This is a genomic window from Rhodococcus sp. NPDC003383 (assembly GCF_053589115.1).
This window is the reverse complement of sequence record NZ_JBSFRG010000057.1, coordinates 1-13,478: the sequence shown is the minus strand read 5'-3', so window position 1 is coordinate 13,478 and position 13,478 is coordinate 1. Positions and strand designations below refer to the sequence as shown.

At 70.2% G+C, this 13,478-nt stretch carries 2 protein-coding genes; both read left to right on the top strand.

Going from position 1 to position 13,478, the window contains the following annotated elements:
- A partial coding sequence (locus ACWDTS_RS27905) for an amino acid adenylation domain-containing protein (protein WP_450119446.1) occupies window positions 1–6,219 on the top strand: 6,219 nt, incomplete at its 5' end.
- Between the two features lie 267 nt (window positions 6,220–6,486).
- Window positions 6,487–13,478, top strand: a 6,992-nt coding sequence (locus ACWDTS_RS27900) for an amino acid adenylation domain-containing protein (RefSeq protein ID WP_450119445.1), incomplete at its 3' end; no start/stop codon positions are given.

Here is a 13,478-nt window from a genome sequence, read left to right as displayed (position 1 = left end):
CCGGTGGGTGTTGCGGGTGAGTTGTATCTGTCGGGTGTGCAGTTGGCTCGGGGGTATTTCGGTCGGCCGGAGTTGACGGCGGATCGGTTCGTGGCCAACCCGTTCGGTGACCCAGGGGTGCGGATGTATCGCACGGGTGACCTGGTGGCGTGGAACGAGCGCGGTGGGCTCGAGTACATCGGGCGTACCGATTTCCAGGTGAAGGTGCGTGGTTTCCGGATCGAGCTCGGTGAGATCGAATCGGTTCTGCGGAACCAGGATTCGGTGTCGCAGGCCGTCGTCGTGGTGCGTGAGGACGCGCATCTCGGCGAGCAGCTGGTCGCCTATCTCGTGCCCGACGGCGAGCTCGACCTCGATGTGGTGAAGCAGTCGGCGGCGTGGGAGCTGCCGTCGTACATGGTGCCGACCGCGTGGGTGGTGCTCGACGCGCTGCCGTTGAACATCAACGGCAAGATCGACCGCAGGGCACTGCCCGCGCCGGTGTTCGAGGCCGTGGCCTTCCGTGCCCCGGTCACCGCGATCGAGCAGATCGTCGCGGGTGTGTTCGCCGAGGTGCTCGGCGTCGAGCGGGTCGGCTTGGACGACGACTTCTTCGCGCTCGGCGGCAATTCGCTGGTGGCGACGCAGGTGACGGCCCGGCTGGGTGCGGCGCTGGATGCGCAGGTGCCGGTGCGGACGGTGTTCGAGGCCTCGACGGTGGCGGCGCTGGCCGCGGCGGTCGAGTCGCACGCCGGTTCCGGGGCACGGGCGGCGCTGACGGCGCGTCCGCGTCCGGAGCGGGTGCCGTTGTCGTTGGCGCAGCAGCGGATGTGGTTCCTCAACCGCTTCGATTCCGGCACGGCCGTGAACAACATTCCGGTGGCGTTGCGGCTGAGCGGAGCGCTCGACGTCGCGGCACTCACCGCAGCGGTCTCGGATGTCGTGGCCCGCCACGAGGTGCTCCGTACCTACTACCCGGAGTTCGACGGCGTGGGACAGCAGGTCGTGCTGCCCGTCGCCGACGCTCCGGTGCTGCGGGTCGAGCGTGTCGACGCCGAGCGCGTCACCGAGCGGGTCGCCGAATTGATCGGTACCGGCTTCGATGTCACCGCCGAGGTGCCCTTCCGTGCCGCGCTGCTCGAATTGTCCTCCGACGAGTTGTCCACAGCCGAGCGGATTCTGGTGCTCGTGGCGCACCACATCAGCGCCGACGGGTTCTCCATGGGCCCGCTCGCCCGCGACGTGATGGTGGCCTACGCGGCCCGGTCGCGGGGAGAGGCGCCGTCGTGGGCACCGCTCGAGGTGCAGTACGCGGACTTCGCGCTGTGGCAGCGCGAAGTCCTCGGCGACGAGAACGATCCGGAATCGCTGATCTCCGCCCAGCTCGCCTACTGGTCCGAGACCCTCGCCGGGACCCCGGACGTGCTGGACCTGCCCACCGACCGGCCCCGGCCGGCGCAGGTGACCTATCGCGGCGACACGCACCGCTTCGAGCTGCCGGCGGACGTGTTCGACGCCGTCGAACGGTTCGCGTCCGAGCAGTCGGCGACACCGTTCATGGTGGTGCACGCGGCGTTCGCGGTGCTGTTGGCACGCCTGTCGGGTACCGAGGACATCGTGATCGGGTCGCCGGTCGCCGGCCGCGGTGAGGCCGCGCTCGACGACCTGGTCGGCATGTTCGTCAACACCGCGGTGCTGCGCACCGTCGTCGACGGCTCCGAGTCGTTCACCGATCTGCTGCGCCGGGTCCGTGAAGGTGACCTCGCCGCGTTCGGTCACGCCGACGTTCCGTTCGAGCGCCTCGTCGACGAGCTCGATCCCGTCCGTTCGCAGGCACATTCGCCGATCTTCCAGGTGGCGCTGGCCTTCCAGAACCTGGCCGCGGGAACGTTCGAGCTCGGCGACCTGTCGGTGGCGCCGGTTCAGGCCGACGCCCACATCGCGAAGTTCGACCTTCAGCTGACCCTCGTCCCGGGAGACCGGGACGAAGGCGCGGCTGTGCCCGCGATGTTCGAGTACGCGACCGATCTGTTCGACGACTCGACGGTCGCCGCGTTCGGGGAGCGTTTCGTGCGGCTGCTCGCCGCACTGACCGGGTCCCCGGAGCGGGCCGTCGGGGACGCCGATCTGTTCGCTCCCGGCGAGCTCGCCGGGCTCCTGGCGCACGCCGGACCGACCGGTCCGGAGCCGTGCACGTTGCGCGAGCTGATCGCTGCGGCCGTCGCCGCGAACCCCGACGGGGTCGCGGTCCGCTGCGAGGATCGCGAGCTCACCTACCGTGAGCTCGACGCCCGTTCGTCGCAGTTGGCCCGCGTGCTGCTGCAGCGCGGTGTCGGTGCCGAGCAGCTCGTCGCGGTCGCGATTCCGCGATCGATCGAATCGGTACTCGCGGTCTGGGCCGTGACGAAGACCGGGGCGGCGTTCGTCCCGGTGGACGCGAACTACCCGGCGGACCGGATCGAGCACATGGTCACCGATGCGCGCGCCGCGGTCGGTCTGACCCTGGCGCAGCACGTGGAGGCACTGCCCGGCGTCACCGACTGGCTCGTCCTCGACGACGCCGAGCTGCAGACCGCGATCGAGGCGGAAGCGGCGACTCCGGTGGCCGAAGGTGAACTGCCCCTGCCGACCCGGGTCGAGCAGGTGGCGTACGTCATCTACACGTCCGGCTCCACGGGTAAGCCCAAGGGTGTCTCGGTCACGCACGCGGGTCTGCACAACTTCTGTGTCGAGCAGCGTGAGCGCTACCGTCCCGGACCGGATTCCCGGATCCTGCACGTGTCGTCGCCGAGCTTCGACGCATCGATGCTCGAGCTGCTGCTCGCGCTCGGCGCGTCCTCGACGACGGTGATCTCGCCCGCCGGCGTGTTCGGTGGTGCGGAACTGGCGGAACTCATTCGCCGCGAACGGGTTTCGCACGCGTTCATCACCCCGTCGGTGCTGGCGTCGATGGACCCGTCCGGTCTGGATTCGCTGCAGCACCTCGCCGCCGGCGGTGAGGCGGTGCCCGCCGACGCCGTCGCGCGCTGGTCGCCCGGTCGTTCGCTGTACAACGGCTACGGCCCCACCGAGACCACGATCATGGCGAACATCTCGGAGCCGATGGTGCCGGGCGCCCCGATCACCATCGGTGGCCCGATCCGCGGTATGCGCGAGGTCGTGCTCGACGCGCGGCTGCGCCCGGTACCGGTCGGTGTCGTCGGCGAGTTGTACATCTCGGGAATCCAGCTCGCACGCGGGTATCACGCCCGCGGCGCACTGACCGCCGACCGGTTCGTCGCCGACCCGTACGGCGAACCCGGCGAGCGGATGTACCGCACCGGTGACGTCGTGCGGTGGACCCCGAGCGGGGAGATCGCCTACGTCGGCCGCAGCGACCACCAGGTGAAGATCCGCGGCCTCCGGGTCGAACTCGACGAGATCGACGCCGTGCTCGTCTCGCACGAGAGCGTGGACTTCGCGGCGACGATCGGCCACGAGACCCCGACCGGTGGCACCGCCGTCGTGTCGTATGTCGTCCCCGCCGCCGGCGCCGACCTCGACGTCGACGCGCTGCGGGAGTTCGCGGCGACCTCGCTGCCCGCACACATGGTGCCGGTCGTCGTGATCCCGCTCGACGCGATCCCGCTGACCCCGGTCGGCAAGCTGGACCGCAGGGCCCTGCCGGAACCGGTGTTCGAGGCCAGGGCGTTCCGTGCGCCGTCGACGCCGATCGAGGAGATCGTCGCCGGGGTGTTCGCGGACGTGCTCGGCGTCGACCGCGTCGGGGCGGACGACGACTTCTTCGATCTCGGTGGCAACTCGCTGATCGCGACGCAGGTCGCGGCTCGGCTCGGCGCGGCACTCGACACCACGGTCCCGGTCCGGGAACTGTTCGAGGCGCCGGCTGTCGGGACGCTCGCGGCCCGGCTGGAAGGGCTCGCCGGCGGTGGTGGCCGTGCGCCGCTCACGGCCGGTCCGCGACCGGAGATCGTGCCGCTCTCGCTTGCGCAGCAGCGCATGTGGTTCCTCAACCGGTTCGATCCGGCTTCCGGGTCCTACAACATCCCGCTGGCGATCCGGTTGTCCGGCACGCTGGATGTGGCGGCGCTGCAGGGCGCGGTCGGCGACGTGATCGGCCGGCACGAGATCCTCCGCACCGTCTATCCCGAACTCGACGGCAGCGGGCACCAGTTGGTGCTGCCGGTCGCCGACGCCCTGCCGGACCTGACCCCCGAGCGGGTCGGCGCCGACGAGCTGCCCGACCGGGTCCGAGACCTGGCGTCGGCGGGATTCGATGTGACCGAGGCGATTCCGGTCCGGATCCGGTTGTTCGCGGTCGACGAGACCGAACACGTCCTCGTGCTGGTCATGCACCACATCAGCGGCGACGGCTTCTCGCTCGGTCCGCTGACCCGTGACGTCATGGTCGCGTACACCGAGCGGGCCGCGGGACGCCTGCCGGAATGGGCGCCGCTGCCGGTGCAGTACGCCGACTTCGCGCTGTGGCAGCGGGCCGTCCTCGGCACCGAGGACGAGCCGGACTCGCAGATCTCGGCACAGCTCGGTTACTGGCGGGAGGCTCTCGCCGGACTGGCCGACGATCTCGAACTGCCCACGGACCGGCCGCGGCCGGCGATGCCGTCCATGGCGGGCGCGTACCACGCGTTCACGCTCGAGCCCGAGCTGCACCGCGGGCTGACCGAACTCGCGCGCGCCCACAACACGTCGATGTTCATGGTGGTGCACGCGGTGCTGGCGGTCCTGCTGGCACGGCTCACCGGCGGCCGCGACATCGCGGTCGGCACCGGTGTCGCGGGACGCGGTGAACCCGAACTCGACGACCTGATCGGCATGTTCGTCAACACGCTGGTGCTGCGCACCGACGTCGATCCGTCCCGGTCGTTCGGTGAGCTCGTCGACCGCGCCCGGGAAACGGACCTGTCGGCATTCGCGAACGCCGATGTGCCGTTCGAGCGTCTCGTCGAGGTTCTCGATCCGGCACGGTCGTCGGGACGTCACCCGTTCTTCCAGGTGATGTTGTCGCTGCAGAACTTCCGGCCGGTGTCCTTCGAGCTGCCGGGCCTGACGATCAGCGGCCTCGACACCGGGGAGGTCGCGGCCAAGTTCGATCTGATGCTGACTCTCGAGGGCACCTACGACGACGCGGGCGACCCGGACGAGCTGATCGCCGGGTTCACCTACGCCACCGACCTGTTCGACGCCTCCACCGTCGAGCGGTTCGCCGAGCGGTTCACCCGGATCGTGGAGGCGGTCGTCACGAAGCCCGACGTGACCGTCGGCGACATCGACATCATGGGTGCCGCCGAACGCGCACAGTTCCAGTCCCGCACCACCGACACGGAATCCGAGTCGGGGGCCACGGCCCGCAACCTGGTGTCGGTGCTGATGTCCACCGTCGAGTCCGACCCGGAGGCTCCGGCGCTCGCGGACGGCGAGGACGAGGTCTCCTACGCCGAGCTGGACGCGAGGTCGTCGCGTGCGGCCCGGTTCCTGCTCGGCCGCGGAATCGGCGCCGGAAGCCGGGTCGGCATCCGGATGCCGCGCTCGGTGGACCGCACCGCCGCCGTGTGGGCCGTCCTCAAGACCGGTGCCGCAGTCGTCCTCCTCGACGAGGCGGTGTCCGGCGGGGCAGTGTCCGGCGGGGCAGTGTCCGGCGGGGCGGGGCTCGACGTCGTGCTCGGTGTCGCCGGGGACCCCGCCGATGCGTCGGTGATCGTCCTGGACGATCCGGACACGACCGCGGCGATCGAGGCGCAGTCCGGGACCCCGGTGACCTACGCGGACCTGACACGTCCGATCCGGGGCGACGACCCGGCGTTCGTGATCGCGGCCGGCACCGAAAAGGAGCGGGTGATCGGTCACGCGGCCGCGGCGGACACCGCCGCCCGGCTCGCGGCCCGCACCGGCGTCGACTACGAGTCCCGCACCCACGCGCACGGGCCCGCCGATTCGGAGGCCGCAGTGCTCGAGCTGCTCGTGGCCGCCACTGCCGGTGCCGCCCTGGTGGCGCCGCAGGAACGCGCGGAGTCGTTCGAGGACGAGCTCGCCGATCAGTGGGTGACGCACCTGTTCGTCGGGTCACCCGGCGCGCCCCGGTTCGACGACGGAATCCCCGAGGACCTCGCGGCGATGGTGTTCGTGGACGTGCAGCCGGAGCCCGGATACGAGGACCTGCTGGGCGCCGACGGTCCGGATCTGTTCACCGACGTGGTCACCGCCGCCGGCGGCGGCCGGTAGGGGGACGGCAGCTCGATCGGCCGCCGCGCGGGCCGGAACCCGGACCACGCGGCGGCCCGGATTCCGGGCACTCCAGGTCGCGATCGTGTAACGAATCGGCGCGCCGCGAGGGTATAGAGTTGACGCTTTCGTGCACGCATCAGCCGGATGTGGCGCCGAAGCGCCGGCTCGTACCATGGAGCGGGTTGTTGGGTCAATAGACGAGAGAGCCCCGCGTCGCGCTGCGACCGAGGTTCTCCTGTCCTGGGCATGAGGGGTTGTTAACGAATGACGGCTGACGAGACCGGTGCCAAGGCTGCAGGTGGGGCACGCCGCAGGACCGGCTCCAGCAGGCCCGCTCGTCGACGCCGCACACGTGCACTCACCCTCCCGCAGTTGCTCGCCGCGGCCGTGGAGATGGACCCGACGGCCACCGCGGTCGTTCTCGGCGACCGCCGTCTGACCTACGGCGAGCTCGACGAGCAGTCCTCCCGCCTCGCGCGGGTACTGATCGCGCGCGGCGCACGGCCCGAAACCTTCGTCGCGCTCGGATTGACCCGTTCGATCGAATCGGTCCTCGCCTGGTGGGCCGTCGCGAAGACCGGTGCCGCCTTCGTTCCGATGGACCCGACCTATCCCGCCGACCGCATCGAGCACATGGTCACCGACTCCGGCTCGCGCTTCGGCCTCACCGTCACCGAGCACCGCGACCGCCTGCCCGACTCGGTGGAGTGGCTCGCTCTCGACAGCGCGGAACTGGCCGCCGAGTGCGCGGCGGTGTCCGGGGCGCCGGTCACCTACGCGGACCGCGTCGGTTCGCTGTCCGTCGACAACACCGCGTACGTCATCTACACATCCGGCTCCACCGGCCTCCCGAAGGGCGTCACGGTCACCCACGGGGGCCTGTCGAATCTGTCGGCCGAGCAGCGCGAGCGGTTCAAGATCGACTCTTCCTCCCGCACCATGCATTTCGCGTCGCCGAGCTTCGACGCGTCGATCCTCGAGCTGCTGCTCGCGGTCGGTGCCGGGGCGACCATGGTCATCGTGCCGCCGACGGTCTACGGCGGTGACGAACTCGCCGAACTGCTGCGGAAGGAAGGTGTCACCCACGCCTTCATCACCCCCGCCGCGCTGGCGTCGATGGATCCGGCCGGGCTGGATTCGCTGCGCGCGGTCATGGTCGGCGGTGAGGCCTACTCCACCGAGTTGATGGCGAAGTGGGCCGGCGACCGCGACTTCTTCAACGTGTACGGGCCGACCGAGACGACCGTCATCTCCACCAGTAGCGACCCGCTCGAGGCGGACGGCCCGATGCCGATCGGTGTCGCCCTGCGGGGTGTCTCGGCACACATCCTCGACGGCCGCCTCAACCCGACGCCGATGGGTGTCGCCGGTGAGCTGTACCTCTCCGGACCGGGTGTCGCGCGCGGCTACCACCGGCGGCACGGACTGACCGCCGAACGCTTCGTCGCGAACCCGTTCACGGACGACGCGGGCACCGAGCCCGGCGCGCGCATGTACCGGACCGGCGACGTCGTGCGCTGGATCGACGGTCCCACCGGGCCGGTCATCGAGTACGTCGGCCGCAGCGACTTCCAGGTCAAGGTCCGCGGCTTCCGCATCGAACTCGGGGAGATCGACGCCGCGCTGTCCGCGCACGACTCCGTCGAGTTCGCCGCTACCGTCGGGCACACGTCCACGACCGGCGTGACGACGCTGGTGTCGTACGTGCTGCCCGCAGCCGGATCGGTCGTCGACCAGGACGCGCTCAAGGAATTCGTGGGTCGGTCGCTGCCGTCCCACATGGTCCCCTCCGTGGTGATGACCCTCGACGCGATCCCCCTCACCGGGAACGGCAAGCTGGATCGGAAGGCCTTGCCGGAGCCGGTGTTCGAGGCCAGGGAGTTCCGCGCTCCGTCGACCCCCATCGAGGAGACCGTCGCGGCCGTGTTCGCCGAGCTGCTCGGTGTCGAACGTGTCGGCGTCGACGACGACTTCTTCGAACTCGGCGGCAACTCCCTGATCGCGACGCAGGCGGTCGCGCGCCTCGGCGCCGTCGTCGACACCCGCCTTCCCGTACGGGACCTGTTCGAGTTCTCCACCGTCGAATCCTTCGCCGCCTACCTCGATTCGCTCGGCGATGCGGCAGGGCGCATCCCGCTCGTGCCGCAGGACCGGGGCACCGTCGTCCCGCTGTCGCTCGCGCAGCAGCGGATGTGGTTCCTCAACCGGTTCGACACCACGTCGACCGTCAACAACATCCCGCTGGCGATCCGCCTCACCGGCCACCTCGACGTCGCGGCCCTGCGCGCGGCGATCGGCGACGTCGTCGAGCGGCACGAGATCCTGCGGACGGTCTACCCGGAACTCGACGGTACCGGGCACCAGGTGGTTCTCCCCACCGCCGAGGTCGTCGACGAACTGATCCCCGTTCCGTCGACCGCAGGCGAAATCCTCTCGGACGTGGTCGATTTCGTCGACGAGGGATTCGACGTCACCACCGCGGTCCCGGTGCGGATCCGTTTGTTCACCCTCGGCGAGGACGAACACGTGCTCGTTCTCGTCGTGCACCACATCAGCGCGGACGGCTCGTCGATGGCCCCGCTGACCCGCGACGTGGTCACGGCGTACGCGGCCCGGAGCGTCGGATCGGCGCCGGCCTGGGAACCGCTGCCGGTCCAGTACGCGGACTTCGCGCTGTGGCAGCGCCGGGTCCTCGGTTCCGAGGACGATCCGGACTCGCTGATCGCCGCGCAGCTCGACTACTGGAAGAACACGCTCGCCGGGTTGCCCGACGAACTCGCCCTGCCGACCGATCGTCCTCGGCCGCAGACCGCGTCGAACGCCGGTGCGATGTACCGCTTCCCGATCGACGCGGATCTCGTCGAACGCCTCGAAGCGGTGGCCGCCGCCCAGCACGGCACCCTGTTCATGGTGGTCCACAGCGCGCTCGCCGTGCTGCTGGCCCGGCTGTCCGGCACCGAGGACATCGCGATCGGCACGCCCGTCGCGGGCCGCGGTGAGCAGGCGCTCGACGACCTGGTCGGCATGTTCGTCAACACCCTCGTGCTGCGTACCCAGGTCTCGCCCGCAGCCACCTTCACCGAACTCCTCGCCCAGGCCCGCGAGACCGACCTGGGTGCGTTCGGGCACGCGGATCTGCCGTTCGAGCGGCTCGTCGAGGTGCTCAACCCCGTCCGGTCGCAGTCGCGGCACCCGCTGTTCCAGGTGGCGCTGTTCTTCCAGAACCTCGAGGAAGCCCACCTCGACCTCGCGGGCCTGCGCGTCGAGGGGCTCGACGCCGGCACGACGACCTCACGGTTCGACCTGCAGCTGACCCTCGCCACCGACAGCGACACCGACGGCATGGTCGGCATGCTCACCTACGCCACCGCGCTGTTCGACGAATCGTCGGTCGTGGAGATCTCGAAGCGACTGCTGCGCATCCTCGACGCGGTCTCCACCGATCCCACGGTGACCGTCGGGGACCTCGAGATCCTCGGCGCCGGCGAGCGCCGCGTCCTGCTCGACACGTGCAACGACACCGAGCACACGATCGCGGACCGTCTGCTGCTCGACGGCTTCGACGCACAGGTCGCCCGGACCCCCGACGCGACCGCACTCGTGTACGAGGGTCGCGAACTCACCTACGCCGAATTCGATGGCGAAGTCAATCGTCTTGCGCGGCACCTGATCTCCCTCGGTGTCGGACCGGAGTCCCGGGTCGCGCTGGCGATGCGCCGGTCCGTCGAACTCGTCGTCGGCATGTACGCGGTCCTCCGCGCGGGCGGCGCCTACGTGCCCGTGGACCCGGACCACCCGGCCTCGCGCACCGAGTACATCCTCGACGCCGCCGAACCCGTCTGCGTGCTCACCACCGAGCGCGACGATCTCACGCTGCCCGAGCGCATCCCGGTCCTGCACCTCGACACCCTCGACCTCGCGCACCTGCCGGCCACGCCGGTCCCGGCGAGCGAGCGAACCGGGGTGCTGCGTCCCGGGAACACCGCCTACGTCATCTTCACCTCCGGATCCACCGGACGCCCGAAGGGTGTCGCGGTTCCGCACGGCGCGATCGCGAACCAGATGGCCTGGATGCAGGGCGAATACGGACTCACCGAGGCCGACGTCTATCTCCAGAAGACCGCCACCACGTTCGACGTGTCGCTGTGGGGCTTCTTCCTGCCGCTGCGGGTCGGCGCGACGCTCGTCGTCGCGACACCCGACGGGCACCGGGACGCCGAATACGTCGCCCGCACCATCCGGGAACGGTCGGTCACCGTCACCGATTTCGTGCCGTCGATGCTCGCCGTCTTCGTCTCGTACGCGGACCCGGCCGACCTGGTGACGCTGCGCGACGTGTTCGTCATCGGTGAGGCACTGCCCGCGCAGACCGCGCACGCGTTCGCGTCGGTCTCGTCGGCGGGACTGCACAACCTGTACGGGCCGACCGAGGCGGCCGTGTCGATCACCTACCGGCAGGCGGCGCTCGACGACGCCGGGTCGGTCCCGATCGGTGTGCCGCAGTGGAATTCGAAGGTGTACGTGCTCGACGGGCGGCTTCGTCCCGTCCCGCTGGGGGTCGCGGGTGAGCTGTACCTGTCGGGCGTCCAGCTCGCACGCGGGTACCACGGCCGGGTCGACCTGACCAGCGACCGATTCGTCGCCGATCCCTTCGGTCTCTCCGGCGATCGCATGTACCGCACCGGCGACCTCGTGCGCTGGACCCGCACGGCCGGCGGCGCACCGGAACTGGTGTACATCGGCCGCACCGACTTCCAGGTGAAGTTCCGCGGCCAGCGCATCGAGCTCGGCGAGATCGAGACGGCCCTGCTCGCCGACCCCACCGTCATGTCCGCATCGGTGCAGGTCGTCGCGACCCCGACCGGCGATCAGCTCGTCGCCTACCTCGTCGCCGAGGCCGGCGCCGACATCGACGAGCAGTCGCTGCTCGCCGGGCTCGGCAAGAATCTGCCGTCGTACATGGTTCCGGCGGCCGCCGTCGTCCTCGACGCGTTCCCGCTCAACGCGTCCGGCAAGCTCGACCGCAAGGCGCTGCCCGAGCCCGTGTTCGAGACCCGCGCGTTCCGCGCCCCCACCACGCCGGTGGAAGAGATCGTCGCCGCGGTGTTCGGCGAGGTGCTCGGCGTCGAGAGGGTCGGTCTCGACGACGACTTCTTCGCGCTCGGCGGGAACTCCCTGATCGCGACCCAGGTCGCGGCGCGCCTCGGCGCCGCCCTCGAGGTCCGCGTTCCGGTGCGGGAACTGTTCGAGGCCTCGTCGGTGGAGGCCCTCGCCGCCCGGCTCGAGTCGCACACCGGTGCCGGTGGACGCGCTGCGCTCACGGCGCAGGTGCGCCCGGAGCGGATTCCGTTGTCGCTGGCGCAGTCCCGCATGTGGTTCCTCAACCGGTTCGACCCGGACTCGACCGCCTACAACCTGCCGACCGCGCTGCGCATCCGCGGAGCCCTCGACGTCGAGGCGCTGCGCGCGGCGGTCGCCGACGTGGTGGCGCGGCACGAGTCGCTGCGCACCGTCTACCCGGAGACCGTCGACGGGCCCGTCCAGGTGATCCTGCCTGCCGGACGCGCCTCGGTCGCAATGGACGTCGTCACCGTCGACGAGGCGTCGATCACCGGGGCGATGGCCGGATTCGTCGGGCAGCCGTTCGACGTGACCACCGAAATTCCGCTCCGCGCACGGGTTTTCGAGCTCGGCGCCGAAGACTTCGTGGTCGTCACGGTCGTCCACCACATCTCCGCCGACGGCTCGTCGGGCGGGCCGTTCGTCCGTGACCTCGTCACCGCGTACACGTCCCGGATCGGCGGCGGCGTGCCGTCGTGGGAACCGCTCGCGGTGCAGTACGCGGACTATGCGTTGTGGCAGCGGTCGGTGCTGGGCTCGGAGGACGATCCGTCCTCGCTCATCTCGCAGCAGATCCGCCACTGGACCACAGCCCTGGCGGGTCTGCCGGACCAGTTGGAGTTGCCGGCCGATCGTCCGCGTCCGGCGGTGCAGTCGGTGGCCGGTGCGCGGGTCGGTGTGGAGATTCCGGCGGAGTTGCACGGGCGGTTGGTGCAGTTGGCGCGGGCGCACAACGCGACGTTGTTCATGGTGGTGCACGCGGCGTTGTCGGTGCTGCTGGCGCGGTTGTCGGGCACGTCGGATGTCGCGGTGGGTACGCCGATCGCCGGGCGTGGTGAGCGTGAGCTCGACGATCTGATCGGCATGTTCGTCAACACGCTGGTGTTGCGGGCGGATGTGCGTTCGGGTGGTTCGTTCGAGGAGTTGCTGGGGGCGGTTCGGGAGTCGGATCTGCAGGCGTTCGCGCATGCGGATGTGCCGTTCGAGCGGCTGGTGGAGGTGCTCAATCCGGCGCGGTCGACGGCGCGGCATCCGCTGTTCCAGGTCGGCCTGTCCTTCCAGAACCTCGCCCGGACCACCCTCGAACTGCCGTCGGTCACCGTCGAGGGCATCGACCTGGCCGGCGACACCTCGCAGTTCGATCTGCACTGGATCGTGCAGGACACCTACGACGAGGCCGGGGCCCCCACGGGGATCGGCGGTTTCGTGACCTATGCGACCGCGTTGTTCGACGAATCGACGGTGGTTTCGTTCGTCGAGCGGTTCGTGCGGGTGCTCGAGGAGATCGTGGCGGATCCGTCGCGCCCGGTCGGGGATCTGGAGATCCTCGGTGCGGGGGAGCGGTCGCGAATTCTGGAGTCGTTCAACGACACTGCGCACGAGGTGGATGCGTCGGCGACGTTGGTGTCGTTGTTCGAGGCACAGGTCGCCGCGAACCCGGACGCCCCGGCTCTCGAATTCGACGGCCGCACCTGGACCTACCGGCAGCTCGACGCGTGGGCGGGCGCGACCGCCCGGCAGCTGGTCGACCTCGGCGTCGCTCCCGAGGAGCGGGTCGCGCTCGGTATGCGCCGGTCCGTGGAGCTGGTGATCGGCATGGTCGCGGTCGCGAAGGCCGGTGGTGCCTACGTGCCGGTGGATCCGGATCAGCCGGCGGAGCGGACGGACTACATTCTCGGCACCGCGGATCCGGTGTGTGTGCTGACCACGCGCGGCGAAGGCTTCGGGGCCGACGGTGACCGCGCCGTCCTGTTCGTCGACGACTTTGTGCCGCAGGATGATTCGACGGTCGATGTCCCGTTGCGCGTGGCGTCTCCGGCGCCGGAGCACACGGCGTATGTGATCTTCACGTCGGGTTCGACGGGTCGTCCGAAGGGTGTGGCGGTGCCGCATCGGGCGGTGGCGAATCAGTTGGT